Source organism: Aedoeadaptatus acetigenes, from assembly GCF_025566985.1.
Classification (GTDB): domain Bacteria; phylum Bacillota; class Clostridia; order Tissierellales; family Peptoniphilaceae; genus Aedoeadaptatus; species Aedoeadaptatus acetigenes.
In genome coordinates this window covers 39222-61964 of the sequence record NZ_JAOQJD010000009.1, presented here as the reverse complement: position 1 = coordinate 61964, position 22743 = coordinate 39222, and the positions used below count along the sequence as shown (strand labels likewise).

Here is a 22743-nt window from a genome sequence, read left to right as displayed (position 1 = left end):
GTGTCTTCAAAGAACATAGGGTATAATACAAGTAAGGAGGGCTTATGGGCAGTGATTATATTCCCGCAAACGGGATGCGTATTTTTCAGAAGAAGGGCGTCTTTTCCTTCAGCATGGATTCCGTGCTTCTCGCAGCCTACGGAAAGAGCCGAGGCCGCGTGCTGGATCTTGGCTGCGGCAGCGGCTATTTGGCTTTAATGGCCACGAAAGATGCCGAGGAAGTGGTGGCGGTGGATCGCTTGCAGGAAGCCGTGGAGCTGGTGGAAAAAAGCGCCGCGGCAAACGGCGTCGAAATCGAAACGGCGGTAGGGGATTTCAGGAATCTGGATCTTCCGCCATGTGATGTGATCTTTACGAATCCGCCATTTTACCGAGACAGTGTGAAAAACGAGGATGCGTCCATTTCCGCGGCGAAGCATTTGGATCCGGACATGCGCTGGTTTTACGAAGCCGCCCGCTTTTTAAAACCCGGGGGAAGGATCTACGGCATCGTGGACGTGGCCCGCTTTCAGGAAGTCATGGCGGATCTCACCGCGGCGAATGTGGCGATAAAGCGCATGCGCCCCGTTTATTGGAAGCAGGGCGAGGCCGCCCGGCGCATTCTCTTTGAAGGGGTCTCGGGCGGCGGTTGTTTTATGGTTCTGGAGCCCGCCCTCTATGTTTACGAGAAGGGCGCGTACAGCGAGGAGGTCGCAGGTTATTATGGCAGGTAAGGTGTATTTTTGTCCCACGCCCATCGGCAATTTGGAAGATATTACATTGAGGACCCTCAGGGTGCTGAAGGAAGCGGACGTGATTTTCGCGGAAGACACGCGGCATTCCCGGCCCCTTTTGAATCACTACGCCATTGCCACGCCCATGGAAAGCTACCACAAGTTTAACGAGGCGGAAAAAATCGCCGCCATTTTGGCGCGGCTGGATAACGGCGAAGATGTGGCGGTCATATCCGACGCCGGGATGCCCGGAGTGTCCGATCCCGGTGCCGTGCTCATGACGGCCCTTTTAAAAGAGGGAAGACCTTACGAGGTGCTCCCCGGGGCCTGCGCCCACGTGAGCGCGTCGGTGATCGCCAATTTGGAGGAGGGCCGCTATCTGTTTTGGGGCTTTTTGCCGCAAAAACACGGCGCTCGGGTGAAGACTCTGGAAAGTTTAAAGGATCTCCCCGTGCCGGTGATTTTCTACGAAGCGCCCCATCGCATCGAGAAATTCGCCCAAGATGTCATGGAGGCCATGGGTAATCGGGTGCTGATTTTTGTGCGGGAGATTTCAAAGATGTACGAGGAGCGCATCGAAACCACCGTGGAAGATTTTCTCGCCAATATTGAGGACTATACGATCAAGGGGGAATTTGCCGTGGTCTTAATGCCCCGGCGGGAGGAAGAGACCGTGGACATTCTCTCGGCTCTGAAGGAAAAGATCGACGAAGGCATGAGCCCTTCCAAGGCGGCGAAGGTGGTGGCCAAGGAGTGGAATCTGCCGAAGAATGTGGTGTATAAGGAGAGTTTGAAGCTTTGAATCAAGAAGATCTGCTGGCCTTTCGTCGGGAAATCGACGCGCTGAGCGAGGCATTAAAGACGAAGTACGATCCCCTGTTTCAAAAGTCCGGGGCGGAATTTAAAAAGGATCTCACGAAAGACGTGGGCATCATTCATAAGCTGGAGCCCTTAAGCGAGGCGGAGCTTCAAAAGGTGGGCCCTGTGGCCGGCGTGGACGGCTCGGTCATTCGCCAAGGCGGCGCCTATCCCCACTACGTGGAATTTTATCAGGGCCTGGCTTTGAGCATGCAGAAGAAAGAGCGGCGCATTCGCCGCATCTACACGCCCCTTCTCGCGGGAGACGACGCCGTGAGCGCGGAAAAGCTCCACGACCGCTACCTGGCCGAGGTGGAGCTTGAGGCGGCTATGGCCTTGGTGGAAGAGGAAGACGTGGCGGTCCTCATGATGGACGGGGGCCTTTTGCGCTACGCCATCAACTCCCCCGCGAAGTGGGAGGAGCTGAGGGGGCTATGCCTCGCCGAAAATACTCTTCTCGTCGGCGCCATCAAAGATATAAAGACAAGAGACATCGCCCGGCGCATGGGCCGAGGCCGGGATTTTTACGACCGAGAATACTTGGCCGGCAAGCTGGATGTGGGGGAACTCTTGATTCTCGCAGAGGATGAGGACGAGGAGGAAAAGGGAAAGACCGCCGCAGGCCTGGTGGGAGCCTTCTACCGCCCCACCCGTCACTGGGAAGTGGTGGGGATGGACGTGCTCACTGAACAAAAAGACGCGCTGAATTTTCTCGCCCGCCTTCTCTTTACCCTGACGCCGAAAAACGGCCGCGGCGTGCCCTTTTGGATCGACATCGTGGACAGGGAAGTGAAGGTAAAGCAGAAGGAAGTGCGCCTGATTTTGGAAGAGGCCATGGACCGCGAGATGATGGAGCGATTTTTCGTATCGGAAAGAGATCGGAGAGTGTGATGCAAATAAAAGTCGTGGGATTAACCAATCCCAGAGAAGTGACCGTAGGGAGTCGGGATCATAATTTCCGGGTGGCGGAATTTTTAATGATCGAAGATCCGGTACAGGGGGCGATCCTCGGGGAAGTGGTGGAAGCCGAGACGTACAATCGCTTTATTCCCATGGACGTGGGCGGCGATTTCGTGGACGACGGGGTGCTCGCCTCTTTGCGGCAATTGGGCTACGACATTCACAACGAAACCATTTACGTGGCCAAGGTGCGCTTTTTGCACGAGGCCCCCTACCCGCCCCTGACGGGCTCCGATGCAAGACCGCCGAAATTTTCAGAGATCAAGAGCCTCCTCGTGCCAACATCCCCCGATGAAGGCTTGGTGCTCGGGGCGATCCGCCACACGGATTACCTTTACGATGCCATGGAAGACAATCTCAAGGGACTTTTTACGCTTTACGAAGACGGGGCGCAGCTTCCTCAAAAGGACGTGCCCTATGTTCTGGATCTTCGGGCCATGCACCAATATCCCCACATGGGGATATTCGGCGGCAGCGGCAGCGGGAAATCCTTCGGCATGCGGGTGCTTTTGGAAGAGCTTATGGAGAAAAACATCCCCGGCGTGGTTTTGGATCCCCACTACGAAATGGATTTTTCCAATGCAGCGGAAGGGGGAAAGAGCTACGAAAAAAGCCACCGACGCTTTCAAATCGGCGTGGACATCGGCATCGACTTTAACTCCCTCACCGGCGGCGATTTAAAGACCATCCTAAACGCCGTGTCGGAACTTTCCGAGGCCATGAAGAGCACGGTGGATCTCTTGTTTAAAATCGACAAGGGCCTCACCGGCTTTACGACGGTGCTCGAGGATTTAATCGAGGGCCACGAAGCCGGATCCGTGGACAAGATTCGCGAGATGACCATGGTGCCTTCGCCGGATCAGAAAAAGTGGCAGCGGATTCAAAGCCGCTACGAGCGCTTTGGTAAAGCCACCAACATTTCTTCCCTGCGTGGGATTTTGTGGCGGCTCAAGAGCGTGGAGCGAGACGGCCTTTTCCGCGGCGACTCGAGGCCCGTGGAAGAGGCGATCTTCGAAGGGAAGCTCGCCGTGATTCAAGGCTCGGTGAAGCTTATCCAAATGTATGCCACTTATCTCATTCGCAATCTCTACAAAAAGCGCCGGGACTATAAGGACGCCCAATTCGTGCAGCCCGCAGGCGGCGATTACTTCCCGCCCTTTTTCGTGGTCACCGACGAGAGCCACACCTTCGCCCCGAAGGGCATCCCCGCCCCGTCGAAGAGCGTGCTTCGTGAAATCGCCCAGGAAGGGCGGAAGTACGGCGTGTTTTTGATCCTGGCCACCCAGCGGCCCACCCTTTTGGACGACACCATCACCGCCCAGCTCAACTGCAAGATGATCTACCGCACCGTGCGGGCCCAGGACATCGACACCATTCAGGGCGAGACGGACATTAGCGTGGAAGAATCCCGGCGCCTGCCTTATTTGCAAACCGGCGACGTGTTTATTTCCTCCTCCCACTTGGGCCGCACCACCTTCGCCCGCATTCGCATGGCGAGAACCACCTCGCCCCACACGGAAAATCCCTTCGACGAATTGAAAAAGGTGAAGACCGCCTCCCAAGACCGGCTCTTAAAGGCGGCGGCGGATTTCTTCCCCATTTCCGCGGCGAGCAATATTCTCTCCATCTTGCCGGAGCTGGAGAAGCGGGGCCTGCCCTTTACGCGGGAAGGGCTCATTAGTGCCTTGGATCAGTTGGCGGAGGAGGGAAAGATTAAGCGCAGCGTGGACTTTTTAGGAAACAGCAGATACGAGGCGATTCAATGAAATACAGCTACGACGATGTGGACGATGTGGCGGCCTATCTGTTTCACTGCGGAGAAAATGCCGAGAGCTACGGGCTTTTCGGCCCCCACCGAAGGGACGGGGGGATTTCATTTACCCTCTACGCCCCGCGTGCGGAGAAAGCGGAATTTGCCGCCGCATCCAACGATTGGCAGGGCCTTCCCATGAAGCGGGATACGGCCACGGGCCTCTTTCAAATTACGGCGGATGTACCGGAAGGGGACAGCTACAAATTTAAAATCTTGGGCCCGAACGGCTGGATGTGGAAGGCGGATCCCTTCGCCTTCAGCTCGGAAAAAATTCCCGGCACCGCCTCCGTGGCCGTGCCCCTGGAAGCCATTCCCGAAGGCGAGATTTTGGCCCCGCCCCTTTACTCCGTTTACGAATGCCATTTGGGCAGCTGGATGCGCTCAGAAGACGACGATTTTTTAAACTACCGGGAGCTCGCCCACAAGCTCATCGACTACGTGAAGGAAATGAATTTTTCCCACGTGGAGCTTTTGCCCATTATGGAGCATCCCTACGACGGCAGCTGGGGCTATCAGGTGACGGGCTTTTTCTCCGCCACGGGCCGCTACGGCAGCCCGCAGGATTTCGCCTACTTCATTCGCTACGCCCACGAGCAGGGCATCGGCGTGATTTTGGATTGGCCCTGCGCCCACTTCTGCAAAGACGAACAGGGGCTCAGGTATTTCGACGGAACGCCCACCTACGAATCCGATGCCCCCCATTTTGCGGAAAACCGCATTTGGGACACCATGGCCTTCGACTTTACCAAGCCCCACGTGCGGAGCTTTCTCTACTCCTCCGCCGATTACTTCGCCCGCCTGGGCATCGACGGCATTCGCGTGGACGCCGTGAGCTACATGCTCTACAAGGGCTTCGGCGAAGAGGCCACGGACACGAAGGACCCCGCCAATGTGCGGGAAGAGAGCCTCTACTTTTTGAAAGAGCTCGTGGGCCGCATAAAGGCCCGCCACCCGAAGCTTTTAATGATCGCTGAGGAATCGGAAGACTTCCCGGGCCTTACGGCACCTCAGGCATCCGGCGGCGTGGGCTTCGACCGAAAGTGGAACATGGGCTGGATGCACGACACATTGAAATACATGGAGATGGATCCCGTTTACAGAAAATACCACCACGACGCCCTCACCTTCCCCATGGTCTATGCCTTTAACGAAAGGTACATCCTGCCCTTTTCCCACGACGAAGTGGTCCACGGAAAAAAGAGCATGTTGAATAAAATGTACGGCAGCTACGAGGAAAAATTCGCCCAGCTGCGGCTCCTCTACCTCTACATGGTGGCCCAGCCCGGAGAGAAGCTGCTCTTTATGGGCCAGGAATTCGGCCAGTTCAAGGAATGGGTGGATCACGAGGAATTGGAATGGTTTTTATTAAACTACGACAGCCACAAAAGCCTCAAGGAATTTGTTCAATCGCTCCTTAAAATTCACAGAGAGCATCCGGCCCTCTCCCGTCCCCTTCCCGCCTACGAGGGCTTCAAGTGGCAGGCCGTGGACAAAAAAGAAACATCGTCCATCGCCTTTTCCCGCATCGCAAAAGAGGAAGAGATTCTCGTGGCCTGTAATTTCACGCCGGCGGAGACCACCCTCCGCTTGCCCCTGGATGGGACATACCTGCGCCTCTTCGACACCCACATGAAAAAAGAAGACCTCACGGCGAAGGATGGGTATTTATTGATTAAGCTATCGCCTTACGAAGGCAGTTACTTTATGAAAGCGTAAGGAGGCATTATGGACATTCAAAACGATGTATTGGCCCTTTTATTGGCAGGGGGACAAGGTTCCCGCCTGAAAGAGCTCACCAAGCACACGGCGAAACCGGCGGTGCCCTACGGCGGAAAGTACCGCATCATCGACTTCGCCCTATCCAACGCCGCCAACTCCGGCATTCCCACCATCGCCATACTGACTCAGTACAAGCCCCTGCAGCTCAACGAACACTTGGGCATCGGCGAGCCCTGGGACTACAACCACGCCCCGGCGGGGATGAAAATCCTCTCCCCCTACGCCTCGGAAGAAGGGGGCCGCTGGTTTACGGGAACGGCCAATGCCATTTACGAAAATCTCGACTACATCGACTCGGTGAATCCTCGCTACGTGGTGATTTTGTCGGGCGACCACATTTATAAGATGGACTACATGGCCATGGTGAAAGAACACGTGGCCAAAGGCGCCGACGGCACCATTTCCGTCATCGAAGTGCCTTGGGAAGATGCGCCGCGCTTCGGCATCGTCAACATCGACGAAGGCAGTCGCATCGAGGAATTCGACGAAAAGCCCGAGCAGCCGAAAAACAACATGGCCTCCATGGGGATCTACGTCTTTACCTGGAAGGTGCTGAGGGATTACTTAATCGCCGATGAAAAGCAAGGCGAGAGCGATCACGACTTCGGCAAAAACATCCTGCCCACCATGTTGAGGGAAGGGCGACGGCTTTTCGCCTACCGCTTCGACGGCTACTGGAAAGACGTGGGCACCGTGCGCAGCTACTGGGAAAGCAATTTGGATCTTCTGAACCGAAAAAACAGCCTGCGCCTCTTGGACGGCGACTGGCGCATCTACACCAACAACGCTAACTTGCCGCCCCATCGCATCGGCAAAGAGGCCAAGATTTCCGAGGCCCTCATTAACGAAGCCTGCGAAATCTACGGCGATGTGACGAAATGCGTTCTCTTTTCCGGCGTCCGCATCGAGGAAGGGGCCACGGTGATCAATTCCGTGCTTCAATCCAATGTGGTGGTGAAATCCGGCGCACGGGTGGAAAACGCCATCGTCATGGAAAATATTACCGTTGAGGGAGATCAGGTCATCGGCGACAGCGCCACGGTGAGCTTGGTTTCCGACGACGGCATACGAGTGGAATAGGAGGGACTTATGTATTCGACACTGGGAATTATTGCGCCGACCTACGACGATTCGGCCTTCGACAGCTTGACCCGCTCCAGAAATATATCCATGTTGCCCTATGGCTGCCGCTACCGTCTCATCGATTTGCCCCTTTCTAATATGACCGCCCACGGCATTCGCTCCGTGGCCGTCTACACGGGAAAAAAGATCCGCTCCTACATGGACCATTTGAACATGGGGGTGCCGTGGAATTTAAATCGCCGCTTCAACGGTCTGTTTCTCTTTCCGCCCACGATCAGCGAAGACGAGCTGAACAAGTACGGGGAAATGGCGGAATTTCAATCCACCGCCAACTTCTACGAGCGGGCCAAGGAAGAGTACGTCCTCTACATGCGCCCGGGGATTTTGACGAAAGTGGACCTCACCGCCCTTCAGGAAAAACTTCTCGCCGAAGATGCCGACGCCGCCGTGGTCTACAAGCAGGTGGAAGACGAGGCCATGGCCTACGCCGGGGCACAGAGCTTGTTCTTTAACGAAGAGGGCGGCCTGGAAAACTTGGGCTACCACTTCGGCAGCGACAAAACCGTGAGCCTCTACATGAACATGATTCTTCTGAAAAAAGACATCTTCACCCTTTTGGTGCGAAAGGCCCTGGAGCGCGGAGACATCTCCACCATGGAAGATGTGCTCTTCAATTACAAGAAGAAACTCCGCATTATCGGCTACGAATACGAGGGCCTCTTCGAAAAAATCGACAGTGTGAAATCCTATTACGACGCCAATATGCGTCTTTTGGATCCCGACTACTTCGACGAAATTTTTTACGAAGGCGGCCGGGTCTACACCAAGACCAAGGACGAACCCTCCACCTTCTACACGAAAACCGGCGAGTCCGTCAACTCCCTTTCCGCTAACGGGGCCTTTATCGACGGCTCCGTCACCAACTCCCTGATCTTCCGCGGCGTGGTCATCGAAGAAGGAGCCGTGGTGAAAAATTCCATTATTATGCAGAAGTGCCGCATCGAAAAAGACGCCGTGGTGGTCAATGCCATTTTGGACAAAAACGTCGTCGTCGGCGAAGGAGAACACCTTATCGGCTCCGCTCAATCCCCCTACGTCCTGGAAAAGAATTTGAAAATCGGTGAAAGCCGATGAACATCGTCTATTGCGCAGGGGAAGTGCACCCCTATTTAAAGACCGGAGGCCTGGCCGATGTCATGGGGGCTCTTCCGGGGGCCGTGAAAGGGCCCGGGGATTCTGTGTCGGTGATTATGCCCCTTTACGGGCAGATTCCCGAGAAATACAAGGCCGCCATGGACTACATGGGCTTCGACTACATCCACATGGGCGGCGCGGACATGTACATGGGCGTCCTGCATCTCAAAGAAAAGGGCGTGGATTACTACTTTATCGACGACCGGGATATGTTTTTCAGAGACAAAGTCTACGGGGAAGACGACGACGGCTACCGCTTCGCCTTTTTCTCCAAGGCCTGCGTGCGGCTCATGGCCTATTTAGACATGGTGCCCGACGTGGTTCACGCCAACGACTGGCACACGGGCCTCGTGCCCCTTTACGTGAAGGATTTCGCCAAGGGAGATCCGCGCTTTTCGAAGACCGCCACGGTTTTCACCATTCACAACATAAACTACCAAGGCGTCTTCGACGAGGCCGTCTTTTCCTACGCCGATTTAAGTCGGGAGTACTTTACGGAAGAGGGCGTGAAGTATTACGACGGGGTGAATTTTATGAAGGCGGGGATTCAATTTGCCGACGCCGTGACCACCGTGTCGAAAACCTACGCCCGAGAGCTGGAAGATCCCGCCTACGGATTGGACATGGCCGGGCTCATTCGCCGCCACAAAGACAAAATGGCGGGGATACAAAACGGCATCGACACCGAGGAATACGATCCGGCGACGGATCCTTTGATCGTGAAAAATTACGACGGGGAGAATTTGGAACAGAAGGCGGAAAACAAAAAGGCCCTGAAGGAAGAATACGGCTTGGTGCCCGGGAATCGCCCCCTCTTTACCATCGTGAGCCGCCTCGTGGACATTAAGGGCATGGATTTGGTTTTGGACGCGGCGGAAGAGCTGCTGAAAAAAGATCTGGACCTTCTCGTGGTGGGCACGGGGGATGCGCGCATCGAAGAGGGTTTTCGCGCCCTGGCCTGGATCCATGACAACTGCGCCGTGCATATCGCCTTCGATTCCGCGGCGAGCCATCGCATCTACGCCGGCGGGGATTTCTTCCTCATGCCTTCTCTGACGGAGCCCTGCGGCCTGGCCCAAATGATCGCCATGACCTACGGCAATCTTCCCGTCGTGCGGGAAACCGGCGGCTTGGCGGACACGGTAATTCCCTTCGACGAAGCGGGGCGTGGCGGCGGCTACACATTTAAGCGGACGGAGGCATGGGATCTTTTAAATGCCGTAGACCGGGCATTGGCCGATTACCACAGGCCTGTGGACGCGCTCCACCGAAAAAGCGCCATGGCCCAAGATTTCAGCTGGAAGAGATCTGCGGCGGCCTACCGCGAACTCTATACATCTACGAGGGAAAAGAAATGAGTGCCCTGGAAGATGCCCTGGCGCGGAAAATCGAAAAAGCCATAAAAAGTGACGTGGAAAAGTTAAAGGCCCGGCTCGCCGAAAAGCGGCAAGGGATTCGAAAAAAAGAATGGGGTTATCCCAATCCCGAGGCCGTCGTGGTCGGCTGCGATGAGGAAAAAATCGAGAGCCTGAAAAAAAGCGCCCGCGCTCTCTACGATGCCCTGAAAAAGCGTCCCACTCTGGACGTGCCCGACGTGGTCGTGGCGGCGGAAGGGGCGGAAGATGAAGAGATCAATCGGGATCTTGCCGCCGGGCACAAAATAAAAGTCGTGCCGGAAGATGTGCTGCCGGATATTTACCTTACGGACGATCCCTATCGGGCGGCGGCTATGGCGGCCATGGGGGCTTCAGTGGTAAAAGATGTGAATCTTTTCCGCGACCTGCGGCGCTTCAGAAAAGAAGAAGAGGAGGCCCCCGACGTGGGCTACGAATTTCACGTCTACGCCCCGGAAAAAGAAGCCATGGCCCTCTACCTTTACGAGGATGAATTTACCATGGACCGGATCCGCATCTCCATGGAAAAGCGGGAAGACACCTTTTACGTCCAGATTCCCATGGCGCGCCTCCCTGTCTACTACAATTTCGGCGACGGCGAAGAAGAATTCGTGGATCCCTATGCCAAGGCCCTTTCGCTGAACGGCAGGCGGGGCTACGCCTTCGACGGCATCGAAAGCTATTTCTCCGAGGACTACGTGGAGAAGAAAGAACATCCCGTGATCTACGAACTTCACGTAAAGGACTTTACCTACGAGCTGGAGACAGAGGCTTCGCCGGGCACCTTCTGCGCCCTGGCGGATTCCATAACCGTTGAGGGTACGCCGGTGGGCTTCGATCATTTGAAAAATCTCGGCGTGGACTACATCCACCTCATGCCCGTGCACAATTACCTCACGGTCTTCGAAGAGGCCGAATCGAAACGAGACGAGGCCAATTACAATTGGGGCTACGATCCCGACCACTACTTCGCCCTCGAAAACAGCTATGCCGAAAACTCCGCCGATCCCGCATCGGCCCTCACGGGCTTTGGGGAGCTGATTCGCGCCGCCCACGCCGCCGGCATCGGCGTCGTCATGGACGTGGTGTACAATCATTTGTACCTGGGAGAAAAATCCTCCGTGGCCCGCTTAAATCCTTATGCCGTGCGCCGCTTCGAAGACGGCACACTTTCAAACGGCAGCGGCACGGGCACGGAAGTGGCCACGGAAGAGCCCCACATGAGAAAACTGATTTTAGACAGCATCGAGTACTTTCAAAAACTCGGCGTGGACGGCTTTCGCTTCGATCTTTGCGGCCTGATGGACGACGAGACCATGGCCGAAATCGAGGACGCCGTCTACGAAAGAAATCCCAATGCCCTTCTCTACGGCGAGCCCTGGATGGCCGCTGAAAGCGCACTGGACGAATCCCTGCGGTTGAAGACCGAGGATAGGGCCACGGCCTTTTTCGACGACGATTACCGAAACGGCTTGAGAGGCGACAGCTTTTCAAAGACCATGGGCTGGATCGGCGGCGATTTTTCCGCCCAAGATCACCTCATGAGCGCCCTTTCGGGGGGCGGCAAGCACGCAAACAACCTGGCCTACTTCTCCTGCCACGACGACCTCGTCCTCGGGGACTTTCTGGACGAGGCCATGGACGCATCGGAAGAAGATAAAGAGCGGGTCGCCAAGCTGGCCTTCGCCGTGCTCCTCTTAACCCCGGGCCCCGTGCTCTTCACAGAAGGCGACGAATACCTGCGTCGCCGCTACAAAGAAAATCCCTACAACGGCCCCGCATCCGCCGTGGCCCTTCATTGGGAAGAACTTCTTGCGAAAAAAAGTTTGGCGAGTTATGTCAAAGATCTTATCGAGCTCCGGCACAAGACGGATCTTTCTCGACACGAAATTTTGGGCGAAGAGGCGGGATTTATCCTTATAAAAAATGAAGGCCGCATCTTTGCCGTCAACGGCACCGACGAGGCGAAAGAGATAAAGGGCTTGGATGAAAGAGAATACAAAATCATCTTCGGCGAAAAAGGAAAAACCGAGGAGGCACTTCACGAAGCCATTGTCCCTGGGAAAAGCTTCATTGTAATAGAATAGAAGTCGAATAAACGGGCATCATTCGGTGCTCGTTTTTTGATTTTTAATATAAAAAAAGCGCCCCGCGGGACGCTTTTTCATTTTCTAAGGAGTCGTATGTGGCTCGATTAGAAACCGAGCTTTGCCATGCCTTGGTCTTGAACTTCCTTCAATGCCTTGTAGGAAGTTTGCATTTGTTCTTGTTCCTTTTCGTTCAAGGGAACTTCGATTACTTTTTGGATGCCGCTTCGGCTCAGAACGACGGGGGTGCCCATGTAGATGTCTTCGCAGCCGTATTCGCCTTCAAGGTAAGCGCCCACGGTAATAATGGAGTGGGAGTCTTCGATAATGATGCGGCAGATCTTTGCAAGGACCGTGGCGACGCCATAGTAGGTCGCGCCTTTGGCGTCGATAATGTGGTAAGCCTTGTCGCGAACGTCGGTGTAGATTTTCTTCTTGGCTCCTTCGATGTCATCGGTTTTGTCGGCGAGCCATTCGTCGATGTGGCGGCCGCCGATGGAAGCTTGGCTCCATAAGGGGAAGGAGGTGTCGCCGTGTTCGCCCATGATGCTGGCGGAAACGTCGCGGGGATCAAGATCCAGGTAGCGAGCGATTTCGTCGCAGAAGCGAGCGGAGTCTAAGGACGTACCGGAAGAGATAACGCGTTCTTTCGGGAAGCCGGAGATTTTGAGTACGGCGTAGGTCAAGATGTCCACCGGGTTGGCGGCGACGAGGAAGATGCCGTTGAAGCCGGATTCCATGATTTGTTCCACGACATCTTTCACGATGGCCAGGTTCTTGTGAACGAGGTCCAAGCGGGTTTCGCCGGGTTTTTGGGGTGCGCCTGCGGTAAGTACGACGATGTCCGCATCGGAGCAGTCGCTGTATTCGGCGGCGTAAATGGTTTTTGCGGAGTTGTAGGTCAAGGCGGCGGTTAAGTCCATGGCGTCGCCTTGGGCCTTTCTCGTGTTCACGTCGATGATGCCCAGTTCGCGGCCCAGGCCCTTTAAGGTCATGGCGAATGCGAAGGAAGAGCCGACGGAACCGTCGCCGACGAGAATTACTTTTGCGTTCGGGTTTTGAATCATATTGCTCATGTGAAGAACCTCCTGAATCGTTATTATCTTTTCAATTAATTTTTATTATAGACGGCGAAAGGCAAAAAGGGAAGGGGAAAAACGGAAAATTTACTTTTCGGGAGAAATAATAAGGTCGACAAAATAATAAATAAAAAATGGGTAATAATCACGTAAATTAAGGGAAAAATGCAAAGTACAATGTCGATAAATTTTTTCCGAACGATGGATTTTGTATTTATGAAGTGAAAAAAGGGAAATAATAAATGGGGCGCCTTCGAGAAAAAGTTTTCTTTTTGTCTTCGGATTCCGCGGTTTTTATAAAAAAGACCGCTTAAATTCAAGGTCGTGGGGTAACTTCTTAATACATGATTTGGGAACGGGCGAAAATAATCGGGAAATTTTGTATTTTTTCGAAAAAACAAAAGGTGGAATGCCTTTACAACGGTAAAAGCCTGTGCTATAGTAAAACTATACACAAGAGGTGCAGTTTTCTGTACCGGCTTATTCTCGGCCGTTCGTATCCATTGTCGTCTCTGTCATTGATTGCAAGGAGGAAATATGTTATTTAAAACCAATGAAGCGCACGAGGCGCTTAGAAAGAAAGTTCGCGAGTTCGCGGAAACCGTTGTCGCACCGGTCGCTTTTGAGCTTGACCGCGAAAACAAATTCCCGGAAGATATCGTCGCCCAAATGGCTGATTTAGGCATTATGGGTCTTCCCACCGCCGAAGAATACGGCGGCGCAGGAGCCGATGTCATTTCCTACGCCATTGCCGTAGAAGAACTGGCTCGCGTGGATGGCGGCGTCGGCGTTATTTTATCGGCGCACACCTCCTTGGGTACTTATCCCATCGATCACTTCGGAACGGAAGAGCAAAAACAAAAATATCTGCTTCCCTTGGCAAAGGGCGAAAAGCTCGGCGCCTTCGGCTTGACGGAAACCAATGCCGGATCCGACGCCGGTGAAACGGAAACCACCGCTGTTTTAGACGGAGATCACTACATTTTAAACGGCCAAAAGATTTTCATCACCAATGCGCCTGCCGCAGACACTTACGTCGTCTTTGCCGTTACCACACCGGGCATCGGCACCCACGGCATCAGTGCCTTTATCGTAGAAAAAGATTTCGAAGGCTTCACCTTTTCCGATCACTACGACAAATTGGGCATTCGTTCCTCCACCACGGCGGAACTTCACTTCAACAATGTCCGCGTACCGAAAGAAAACCTCTTAGGTAAAGAAGGCAAGGGCTTCAACATCGCCATGGCCACCTTGGACGGCGGCCGCATCGGCATCGCCGCACAAGCTTTAGGTATCGCTCAAGGGGCTTACGAACACGCCCTGGCTTATTCCAAGGAACGGATTCAATTCGGTCAACCCTTGGCAGCCAATCAAGGCATTTCCTTTAAGCTCGCCGACATGTACACGAAGATCGACGCCGCACGTCTCTTAGTCTATCGTGCAGCTGAAATGAAGACCAACGGCGAACGCTATGGCCTCCAAGCAGCTGAAGCGAAGATGTTTGCCTCAGACATCGCCCTCGAAGTGGTCAACGACGCCCTGCAAATTTACGGCGGCAGCGGCTTCATGAAGGGCATGGAAGTTGAACGCGCTTACAGAGATGCGAAGATTACCACCATCTACGAAGGTACCAACGAAATTCAACGCGTCGTCATCGCAGCCAATATTATCGGCAAGGCCGCACGTTCTTCCGGCGGCGGCAAGAAGAAAGCGGGCAAAGGCCCCATCACCGGCGTGCGCAAGAAAGAAATTTTCGACAGCGACAATCAAGAAGAAAACGTCAAGAACCTCATCGCCGCTCTGGAAAAAGACGGTTACGACTTCAGCGTCGGCATCGACTTGATGACGCCCATCGTCGACTCCGAACGGGTGGTCTCCATGGGTAAAGGCTTTAACGGAAACAAAGAACTGGCCGAAGATTTGGCACGCGCATTCGGCGCCGCCATCGGTTCTTCCCGTCCCGTCGCAGAAACCGACAAGGTTCTTCCTATCGAACGTTACGTCGGTATGTCCGGTCAAAAATTCCGCGGCAACCTTTATGTAGCCTGCGGTATCTCCGGTGCCGGCCAACACTTGAAGGGCATTAAAGACGCCGCCACCATCGTGGCCATTAACAATGCCCCCAACGCCATGATCTTCAAAAACTGCGACTACGGCATCGTCGGCGACATCGAAGAAGTTGCGCCTCTGATTATCGAAGCACTGGGTACGGAAGGCAAGGGCGAAGCACCTGAAATGGTCAAGATGAAACGTTCCAAACCGAGAAAGACTGCACCGAAGGACGACATCTACGTCTGCCAAGGCTGCGGCTACGAATACAATCCCGAACGCGGCGACGAAGAAAGCGAAATCGAAGAAGGAACGCCCTTCGACAAATTGCCTGAAGAATACATCTGCCCGAAATGCGGCGAAGAAAAAGACAATTTCATCAAGGTCGATTTCCCCGAAGACCGTACCTTTAAATAAGCATTAGGAGGTAAGTAATGTATACCGTAAGAAAAGTAACCGAAGATTTATACTGGGTAGGCGCCAACGAACACCGCCTGCACCTGTTTGAAAATATTCACCCGATTCCCCGCGGCGTCAGCTACAACTCCTATCTGCTCATGGACGAAAAAACCGTCCTCTTCGATACGGTAGACTGGGCTGTATGCCGGGAATTCTTAAACAACATCGAACACGTCTTGGACGGCAGAGATCTGGACTATGTAATCATCAATCACTTGGAACCGGACCACGCCGCATCCCTGGACGAAGTGTTGATTCGCTACCCCAACGCCAAAGTCATTTCCAACGAACGGGCCTTCATGATGATGCGCCAATTCGGATTTGACGTCGACGGCAAGGAAATCGAAGTAGCCGAAGGAGACGCCATGAGCTTCGGTCAACACGAAATTACCTGGGTCGCAGCGCCCATGGTTCACTGGCCTGAAGCCATGGTCAGCTTCGATACCACCAACGGCGTCCTCTTCTCCGCCGACGCTTTCGGATCCTTCGGCGCATTGGACGGCAAGCTCTTTGCCGATGAAGTGAACTTCGATCGCGATTGGATCGACGACGCCCGCCGCTACCTGACCAACATCGTCGGTAAGTACGGCCCCCACGTTCAAGACCTTCTGAAAAAAGCCGGCACCATCGACATTAAGATGATCTGCCCCTTGCACGGACCGGTCTGGAGAGAAGATCTGGGCTACTTCATCGAAAAATACGACAAATGGTCCCGCTACGAACCGGAAGAAGACGGCGTGCTCTTGGTTTACGCCTCCATGTACGGCAACACGGAATACGCCGCACAATGCCTGGCTACCAAGCTTTGCGAACGGGGCATGACCAACATCCACATGTACGACGTGTCCAAAACCCACGTCAGCTACCTGGTATCGGAAGCTTTCCGCCTGAGCCACATCGTCTTGGCATCGGTAACCTATAACCTGGAAATCTATCCCGTTATGCACCAATTCCTGGACGAAATTCGCATGCTGAACCTGCAAAACCGCACCGTCGGCATTATCGAAAACGGCACATGGACACCCCAAGCCGGTACCCTCATGGAAGAATTCCTGGACAAGAACATGAAACTCATGGATACCTTGGGCGGCGAAGTCACCGTTACTTCTTCCCTGAACGACTCCACGGAAAAAGAATTGGATGCCTTGGCTGATTCCATTATGGAATCCTTCGAAAAAATCAAGGAAGAAAAAGAAAAAGCACAAGCATAAACTTTAGATTAAAAAGTCCGATCCTGCGGGGTCGGGCTTTTTTGTGTGCTTTTCCATGAAAAAAACCACCGGATGGCGGTGGTTCTGATCGATTTAATCCTTATATAGTACCCCTTCATTTTCTGCGCCGGAGATCGTCCAAGTCTTATAGCCGTCAATATTGTCGGGATTTTCATCGGATCTGTACGTCTTATTGTATTGACTGTAAATCAAGTAATCGTAATCATTTCCCTCTTTATCTTTGTCGGAATAAATGTACAACTCAAAATCGGAGGGTCGAGCGCCGTCCCAATAGTTATCGCCGATTTTTTGCATGAATTCCACATCGACTAAGTCCTTAAAATCCTTCATAATGGAGATCAGTTTTTCTTTTTCCAAGGGACCCTCATAGACCATCTCCGCCCTCAAAGTGGGCCTTCGAAAGTAGAACTTTAAATCTTTTATATGTTCGTCGGACAGGCACATGGTTTCTGTAAATTGCCTGACCTCTTTCATGCGCACCCTTTTATTCGGATTAGATTCCACGAGGATCAATAAGATGGCGGATAGAATGATGCCGGCAAGAAAAATCTTTTTTTTCATCGAAGACCTCCGAATGTTCCATGAAAAGTTGACGGGACGAAATTTTAAAGGGCGATGCACATCCTTATTTTTCAATTATACTATATATTAGTGAATGATGGCTTTATCGATCACGCGCCCCCGGTGGCGGATCGGGCTTTTTTGTTGTGGAAATTTTCCCGCCAAGGGGATTTTTTCGCGGCGAAGGGAGAAAAAATCGTGGTATAATAGCCGAACTTGGAGGGTTTATGAAGAATAAAATTTACATTACCGGACACAAGAATCCGGACACGGACAGCATCGCATCGGCCATCGCTCTGGCGGAATTGAAAAACAAAACGGGCCATCAGGCGGAGCCCATTCGCTTAGGGGAAATCAGTCGGGAAACGGCCTTCGTCTTGAATTACTTCGGCGTGGAGGCGCCGCGGCTCAAGACGTCCATTACGCCGCAAATTCGCGACCTGGATATGGACGGGGCCTACTGCGTGAATCCCGAACTTTCCATGGCCGGCGCCATGGAAATTATGCAGAAAAACAATATGTCTTCTCTGCCCGTGGTGGACGGGGAGGAAAATTTAGTCGGTATCGTTAGCCTTTCGAATATCGCCGCTTCCTACATGGAAATTTGGGACGATCGCATCATGGGCCGCTCGGACACGGGCCTGGAAAATATCAAGGACGTTTTAAAGGGCCGGTGGCTCCATTTGCCGGAGGTGCCGCGGCCTCTGACCGGGAAGATGGCCATTAAAGCCATTAAGAATCAAAACCTTATCGAGGAAGGAGACGTGGTCATCGTCGGCGACGACGTGGACGATCAAAAGGCCTCCATTGAGAAAAATGTCTCCCTTTTGATTCTCACCATCTCCACTGAATTGGACGAGAACCTGTTGGCCCTGGCGAAAGAGCGAAATGTGGCCGTGATTTCTACGGGCCTTTCCACCTTCATGGTGGCGCGGATTTTGCCTCAGGCCGTGCCCATCGGCCACGTCATGACGAAAGAAAATCTGGTGGTCTTTCATAAAGACGATTTAATCGACGAGGTGCGGGAGAAAATGGCGGAATCCCGCTTCCGCTCCTATCCCGTCTTAGACGACAAACATCGGGTCATCGGGAGCATTTCCCGCTACCATTTGATTACGGATTTAAAGAAGAAGATCATTCTCGTGGATCACAACGAGCGCAATCAATCCATCGACGACTTGGACAGCGCGGAAATTCTGCAGATCGTGGACCATCACCGAGTGGCCAATGTGGCGACCGCATCGCCTATTTACTTCCGAAACGAACCCGTGGGCTCCACCGCCACCATCGTCTCGAAAATGTATTTCGAAAACGGCATCGTGCCGTCGAAGCGCGTGGCCGGGCTTTTGTGCGCCGCCATTATTTCCGACACGCTCCTGTTCCGCTCCCCCACGTCCACAGCCACAGACCGCTACATTTTAGATAAAATGAGCAAAATCGCCGCCCTGGACGTGGAGGATTTCGCCATGAAAATGTTCAAAGCAGGCACCGGTTTGGAAGGGAAAAAGCCGGAAGAGCTCTTAAATACCGACGTAAAAAACTTTACCTTCGACGGACGAGTGGTGCGTATAAGCCAGATCTTTACCATGGATTTAGAGAGCATCGCCTCGGTGGAAACGGAGCTGAAGGCGGCCATGGAGGCTTACATTCAAAAAGAAGATGCGTCGTCTTACGTCTTAATGATTACCGACATTTTCAGCGAGCTTTCCGAGGTCATCGTCGTCGGCGACTTTAAAGAAGCCCTGGCCCGGCAATTCGGCGCGGCCCTTGAAGGAGACAAATTTACGGCAAAAGGGCTCCTGTCCCGAAAGAAGCAAATGGTGCCCAAGCTCGGCGCCGCCGTGAGCGAAAGCCGTTAAGGGAAGCGGGGCGGATTTTTCCTCCGTGCCAATGAAAAAAGGGCGTAAATTACTAAATTTATAAGACAATTAAGGCAAAGTGTTTAGATTTCGAACACTTTGTCTTTTTTGCATGTACGAAAACGGGGCTTTTATAGATAGGATAAAGGTGGAGGTGAGTCAATGAAACGATTAAAAAAAGTTAGGCAAATGTACACCCTGTTTTCCGTCGGGCTGATTTTCTTAGGTGCCATGCTCTTAATATGGCCGAACATGGCCGCCGACGTCTTTTTCAAGATCATCGGCGTCTTGCTCGTGCTCTTCGGCATCGTCAAGCTGGTGGGCTACTTCTCGCCGGATTCCATGGAGCTTGCCTTTCAGTTCGACTTCGCCATGGGCATCGCCTCGGCCCTGTTGGGGCTGGTCATGCTGTTTCGGACGAATCAGCTTCTGGACATCGTCGTCATCGCAATCGGCCTGTTTATGATTCTGGATGCCCTGCTCAGGGTGCAAACGGCCTTGGATGCGCGGCGCATGGGCATCAGGCGCTGGCGCATGCTGTTGATTATGGCTTTGTTGACCGCCGCCTGCGGGGTCTTGCTCTTTATGAAGCCGACCCAAGCCACGGGAGCCCTGGTCATGTTGGTGGGGCTAAACTTAATGATCGATGGTCTGCTCAATCTCTTCGTTGTGCAGTGCACCGTTTCCACCTTTAGGAGGTAAATATGGGTAAATTAACACACGCATCGGCACGAAAAGCAGCCGGACTCGGCGTCGATGTTATTTTAAAGAAAGTCAATAAAAAGGATCGAAACGAGGAAATGCTGAAGCTCGTGGACCTCATGGAAAAATTCATGGAAGGCGACGAGCTCGCCCTGGATTACGATTGGATTCGCGGGCTCGTCGGCGACGAAAACACCGCCTTGAACGGCTACTTAAACCGCGCCTTCGACGAATTGGATCCCAACGTGGTCAAGACCACGGTATTAAACCTGGGTTTTGAAGCCATGCTTTCCGGCACAAAGACCATGCACGCCATGCGAAAAGAGCACGGATGCAATATTCCCTGGCTCATCTTAATGGACCCGACCAGTGCCTGTAATCTCCACTGTACCGGCTGCTGGGCGGCGGAATACGGCAACAAATTAAATCTGAGCTACGACGACTTGACCAAAGTGGTGAGAGAAGGCAAGGAGCTGGGGATTCATTTCTACATGTTTACCGGCGGCGAACCTTTGGTGCGAAAAGACGATATTATTAAGCTTTGCGACGAGCACCGCGACTGTCAATTCCTGGCCTTTACCAACGGCACCTTGGTGGACGATGCCTTCTGCGAAGAAATGAAGCGGGTAGGCAATTTAATGCTGGCCATCAGCTTGGAAGGCTCGCCGGAAGTCAACGACCTGCGTCGAGGTGAGGGGGTCTATGAAAAAGTCATGGCCGCCATGGACCGCCTGAAGAAAAACGGCCTGATCTTCGGCACCTCCATTTGCTACACCTCGAAAAACTGCGAGTCCGTCACGGATAAAGACTTTATTCAGCTCATGGTGGACAAAGGCTGTCGCTACGCCCTGTATTTCCACTACATGCCCGTAGGCAACGACGCGTCGGTGGAACTTTTGCCCTCTCCCGAACAACGGGTGGCGACGAAAAATCGCATTCGGGCCATCCGCAATCTTTCCCATGGGGAAGGCCTCTTTACCATGGACTTCCAAAACGACGGGGAATACATGGACGGCTGCATCGCCGGCGGACGAAACTACTTCCACATCAACGCCAACGGCGACGCGGAACCCTGCGTGTTTATTCACTACTCCAATGCCAATATTCACGATTCGTCCCTCTTGGAGATTTTGAAGAGCCCGCTGTTTATGGCATACCACGACAATCAACCCTTTAACGACAATCATTTGCGCCCCTGTCCCATGCTGGAAAATCCGGAAATTCTTCAGCGCCTGGTAAAAGAAACCGGCGCCGTGTCCACGGATCTCCAGTCGCCGGAATCGGCGGAACACCTCTGCGGCAAATGCGAAGGCTATGCAAGCAGCTGGAAGCCCGTAGCCGATCGCCTGTGGCAGGAAGAAAAGCAGGCGGAAGGAAAATAAGCCGGGGGTAGGGCGCCGATAAAAAAGGAGACGGAATGGAACCGGAATACCTATACAATCGACTCACCGTACACTTTTTGGAACAACTCCAGAATCAAAAAATCTCCTCCATGGTGCGAAAATCCATTCAGCCCTACAAGGAACTTATGAGCTATTACAGCTGCGCCATGATGGAAGTGGAGATGAAATTTAAGGTCTTAAGCGAGGAGCTCTCCATGCGCGACGACCGCAATCCCATCGAATCCATTCGCACCCGGTTGAAGACGCCGGAGAGCATTCGGGAGAAGATGGTACGCAAGGGCTATCCTCTCACCGTGGAGAGCATCGAGGAAAATCTCCACGACATCGCCGGTGTGCGGGTGATCTGCTCCTTCCCCTCGGACATTTACACCTTGGCCGAGGCCCTTTTAAAGCAAGACGACGTGCGCCTGATCGAGAAAAAAGATTACATCAAACACCCGAAGGCCAACGGCTACCGCAGCCTCCACTTAATCGTGGAGATCCCCATTTTTCTCCACGACCACAAGAAAACCATGAAGGTGGAGGTGCAACTCAGAACCATTTCCATGGACTGGTGGGCCAGCTTGGAACAGACGATTCGCTACAAAAAAGACTTGCCCGATTCGGACTTTATCGAAAAAGAACTCAACGAATGCGCGGAAATGGGAGCGGCCATGGATGCGCGGATGGAGCGCCTGTACGGTATGGTGTGGGAAGGAAATCGCGATTTGTAAAAGGAGGACGGGGCGTGGCACTGTTTAAGAAATTCGAAAAGAAGACGCAAAAGAAAGCGGAAAATAACGCGGCCGATACATCTGTCATGAAGGCGCAGTTTAAAAAAGTACAAATCGTCGCCGTTATTTCATTCGCCATCGCCCTGATCGCTATTTTTCTCAGCGTAAAAGAACATGTAACCATCGAAAGCCTCACCGCCGGCGTGGAAGGAAACTCCGCCCGAGCGGCGGGGTTTTTGTGGCTTCTTTTCGCCATCAAAAGCCTTTCCGTGGTCATCCCCCTGCCGTCGCTGTACTTGGCGAGCGGCCTTTTGTTTCAGCCCGTAAAGGCGGTGTGCATCAGCTACGTGGGCCTGGCCATTACCCTGACCATCCCCTACATCCTCGGGCGCTGGGCCGGCGGCGAAGGAATCGACTACATTACGGCCAATTACCCGAAAATAGAAAAAGTCCTTGAGTTTCAAAAGAAAAACGAGTTTTTCGCCAATTTTATCGTCAGGCTCATCGGCTGGTTTCCCTGCGATATTTTAAGTTTCTACTTCGGCGCCTCCAAGACGCCCTACATCACCTACCTCACGGCGTCACTGATCGGGTGCAGCATCGGCGTGGTGACCAACACCCTTTTGGGGGATGTGATTTTAAATCCCCTGTCCAAGCCCTTCATTCTCCTCATGCTCATAAAAATCGCCATTTCAGCCGCCGCCATCGCCGCCGTGTACTTTTTGAATAAGGGGAAAAGCGACGGAAAATCGGAAGACTGATGCAGGCAAAGTCCGTGAAAAAATAATGTGGAGTGAGAGCAAAA

Annotated in this window: 18 protein-coding genes; 16 read left to right on the top strand and 2 right to left on the bottom strand. The window is 53.3% G+C overall.

From position 1 onward, the window contains the following. Positions 1 to 44 precede the first annotated feature (44 nt). The 9 genes from OCV31_RS06210 to OCV31_RS06170 are packed head-to-tail and all read left to right on the top strand — an operon-like array spanning position 45 to position 11881. Positions 45 to 713, top strand: a complete 669-nt coding sequence (locus OCV31_RS06210; protein WP_148473495.1) for a tRNA1(Val) (adenine(37)-N6)-methyltransferase — start codon at positions 45 to 47, stop codon at positions 711 to 713. Beyond that, positions 703 to 1515: a 16S rRNA (cytidine(1402)-2'-O)-methyltransferase gene (gene rsmI / locus OCV31_RS06205; RefSeq protein WP_267303838.1), complete on the top strand. Its 813-nt coding sequence runs from the start codon at positions 703 to 705 to the stop codon at positions 1513 to 1515. Before OCV31_RS06210 ends, rsmI begins: the two co-directional genes overlap by 11 nt. After that, a complete protein-coding gene (locus OCV31_RS06200; protein ID WP_148473491.1) occupies positions 1512 to 2462 on the top strand; it encodes a DNA double-strand break repair nuclease NurA in 951 nt (316 codons plus the stop codon). The genes rsmI and OCV31_RS06200 overlap by 4 nt, the downstream gene beginning before the upstream one ends. Further along, a complete protein-coding gene (locus tag OCV31_RS06195; RefSeq protein WP_267303847.1) occupies positions 2462 to 4297 on the top strand; it encodes an ATP-binding protein in 1836 nt (611 codons plus the stop codon). Before OCV31_RS06200 ends, OCV31_RS06195 begins: the two co-directional genes overlap by 1 nt. Next, the gene (gene glgB / locus OCV31_RS06190; protein WP_148473489.1) at positions 4294 to 6060 is read left to right on the top strand and encodes a 1,4-alpha-glucan branching protein GlgB; all 1767 of its coding nucleotides are present in this window, start codon (positions 4294 to 4296) and stop codon (positions 6058 to 6060) included. Before OCV31_RS06195 ends, glgB begins: the two co-directional genes overlap by 4 nt. A gap of 9 nt (positions 6061 to 6069) precedes the next feature. Further along, positions 6070 to 7203 carry a glucose-1-phosphate adenylyltransferase gene (locus OCV31_RS06185; protein ID WP_148473487.1) on the top strand — a complete coding sequence of 378 codons (1134 nt, stop codon included), beginning with the start codon at positions 6070 to 6072 and terminating at the stop codon, positions 7201 to 7203. Between the two features lie 9 nt (positions 7204 to 7212). Continuing rightward, positions 7213 to 8340, top strand: coding sequence for a glucose-1-phosphate adenylyltransferase subunit GlgD (glgD, locus tag OCV31_RS06180; RefSeq protein WP_148473485.1), 1128 nt, complete (start codon positions 7213 to 7215; stop codon positions 8338 to 8340). Beyond that, the gene (locus OCV31_RS06175; protein WP_148473483.1) at positions 8337 to 9758 is read left to right on the top strand and encodes a glycogen synthase; all 1422 of its coding nucleotides are present in this window, start codon (positions 8337 to 8339) and stop codon (positions 9756 to 9758) included. The genes glgD and OCV31_RS06175 overlap by 4 nt, the downstream gene beginning before the upstream one ends. After that, positions 9755 to 11881: an alpha-amylase family glycosyl hydrolase gene (locus OCV31_RS06170; protein WP_148473481.1), complete on the top strand. Its 2127-nt coding sequence runs from the start codon at positions 9755 to 9757 to the stop codon at positions 11879 to 11881. Before OCV31_RS06175 ends, OCV31_RS06170 begins: the two co-directional genes overlap by 4 nt. A gap of 107 nt (positions 11882 to 11988) precedes the next feature. Here the strand turns inward: OCV31_RS06170 and OCV31_RS06165 are convergent, their stop codons facing one another. Beyond that, positions 11989 to 12948 carry an L-lactate dehydrogenase gene (locus OCV31_RS06165; protein WP_148473575.1) on the bottom strand — a complete coding sequence of 320 codons (960 nt, stop codon included), beginning with the start codon at positions 12946 to 12948 and terminating at the stop codon, positions 11989 to 11991. 549 nt (positions 12949 to 13497) lie between these two features. Here OCV31_RS06165 and OCV31_RS06160 point away from each other — a divergent pair. Both OCV31_RS06160 and OCV31_RS06155 read left to right on the top strand, forming a co-directional pair. Next, positions 13498 to 15426: an acyl-CoA dehydrogenase family protein gene (locus OCV31_RS06160; protein WP_148473479.1), complete on the top strand. Its 1929-nt coding sequence runs from the start codon at positions 13498 to 13500 to the stop codon at positions 15424 to 15426. A gap of 17 nt (positions 15427 to 15443) precedes the next feature. Beyond that, positions 15444 to 16679, top strand: coding sequence for an FprA family A-type flavoprotein (locus OCV31_RS06155; protein WP_148473477.1), 1236 nt, complete (start codon positions 15444 to 15446; stop codon positions 16677 to 16679). A gap of 93 nt (positions 16680 to 16772) precedes the next feature. On the opposite strand, the gene OCV31_RS06150 is transcribed toward OCV31_RS06155, so the two are convergent. Next, positions 16773 to 17261 (bottom strand): hypothetical protein, encoded by a 489-nt coding sequence (locus tag OCV31_RS06150; RefSeq protein ID WP_148473475.1) that lies wholly within the window; start codon positions 17259 to 17261, stop codon positions 16773 to 16775. A 227-nt stretch (positions 17262 to 17488) separates the two neighbouring features. Here OCV31_RS06150 and OCV31_RS06145 point away from each other — a divergent pair, with 227 nt between their 5' ends. From OCV31_RS06145 to OCV31_RS06125, 5 genes are all read left to right on the top strand, one after another. After that, positions 17489 to 19120, top strand: a complete 1632-nt coding sequence (locus tag OCV31_RS06145) for a putative manganese-dependent inorganic diphosphatase (RefSeq protein ID WP_148473473.1) — start codon at positions 17489 to 17491, stop codon at positions 19118 to 19120. A 162-nt stretch (positions 19121 to 19282) separates the two neighbouring features. Beyond that, positions 19283 to 19822: an HdeD family acid-resistance protein gene (locus OCV31_RS06140; RefSeq protein ID WP_148473471.1), complete on the top strand. Its 540-nt coding sequence runs from the start codon at positions 19283 to 19285 to the stop codon at positions 19820 to 19822. 2 nt (positions 19823 to 19824) lie between these two features. Beyond that, entirely contained in the window at positions 19825 to 21204 is a 1380-nt protein-coding gene (locus OCV31_RS06135) for a radical SAM protein (RefSeq protein WP_148473469.1), read from the top strand. 35 nt (positions 21205 to 21239) lie between these two features. Next, on the top strand, positions 21240 to 21938 hold the full coding sequence (locus tag OCV31_RS06130; protein ID WP_148473467.1) for a GTP pyrophosphokinase: 699 nt from the start codon (positions 21240 to 21242) through the stop codon (positions 21936 to 21938). 14 nt (positions 21939 to 21952) lie between these two features. Continuing rightward, positions 21953 to 22699, top strand: coding sequence for a TVP38/TMEM64 family protein (locus tag OCV31_RS06125; RefSeq protein WP_267303837.1), 747 nt, complete (start codon positions 21953 to 21955; stop codon positions 22697 to 22699). Positions 22700 to 22743 lie beyond the last annotated feature (44 nt).

Bases quoted from the DNA above. Each gene is read 5' to 3' on its own strand.
- glgB (WP_148473489.1), top strand. From the start codon at position 4,294: ATGAAATACAGCTACGACGATGTGGACGATGTGGCGGCCTATCTGTTT.
- OCV31_RS06170 (WP_148473481.1), top strand. From the start codon at position 9,755: ATGAGTGCCCTGGAAGATGCCCTGGCGCGGAAAATCGAAAAAGCCATA.
- OCV31_RS06130 (WP_148473467.1), top strand. From the start codon at position 21,240: ATGGAACCGGAATACCTATACAATCGACTCACCGTACACTTTTTGGAA.
- OCV31_RS06185 (WP_148473487.1), top strand. From the start codon at position 6,070: ATGGACATTCAAAACGATGTATTGGCCCTTTTATTGGCAGGGGGACAA.
- rsmI (WP_267303838.1), top strand. From the start codon at position 703: ATGGCAGGTAAGGTGTATTTTTGTCCCACGCCCATCGGCAATTTGGAA.
- OCV31_RS06175 (WP_148473483.1), top strand. From the start codon at position 8,337: ATGAACATCGTCTATTGCGCAGGGGAAGTGCACCCCTATTTAAAGACC.
- OCV31_RS06135 (WP_148473469.1), top strand. From the start codon at position 19,825: ATGGGTAAATTAACACACGCATCGGCACGAAAAGCAGCCGGACTCGGC.
- OCV31_RS06145 (WP_148473473.1), top strand. From the start codon at position 17,489: ATGAAGAATAAAATTTACATTACCGGACACAAGAATCCGGACACGGAC.
- OCV31_RS06155 (WP_148473477.1), top strand. From the start codon at position 15,444: ATGTATACCGTAAGAAAAGTAACCGAAGATTTATACTGGGTAGGCGCC.
- OCV31_RS06195 (WP_267303847.1), top strand. From the start codon at position 2,462: ATGCAAATAAAAGTCGTGGGATTAACCAATCCCAGAGAAGTGACCGTA.
- glgD (WP_148473485.1), top strand. From the start codon at position 7,213: ATGTATTCGACACTGGGAATTATTGCGCCGACCTACGACGATTCGGCC.
- OCV31_RS06150 (WP_148473475.1), bottom strand. From the start codon at position 17,261: ATGAAAAAAAAGATTTTTCTTGCCGGCATCATTCTATCCGCCATCTTA.
- OCV31_RS06165 (WP_148473575.1), bottom strand. From the start codon at position 12,948: ATGATTCAAAACCCGAACGCAAAAGTAATTCTCGTCGGCGACGGTTCC.
- OCV31_RS06210 (WP_148473495.1), top strand. From the start codon at position 45: ATGGGCAGTGATTATATTCCCGCAAACGGGATGCGTATTTTTCAGAAG.
- OCV31_RS06140 (WP_148473471.1), top strand. From the start codon at position 19,283: ATGAAACGATTAAAAAAAGTTAGGCAAATGTACACCCTGTTTTCCGTC.
- OCV31_RS06160 (WP_148473479.1), top strand. From the start codon at position 13,498: ATGTTATTTAAAACCAATGAAGCGCACGAGGCGCTTAGAAAGAAAGTT.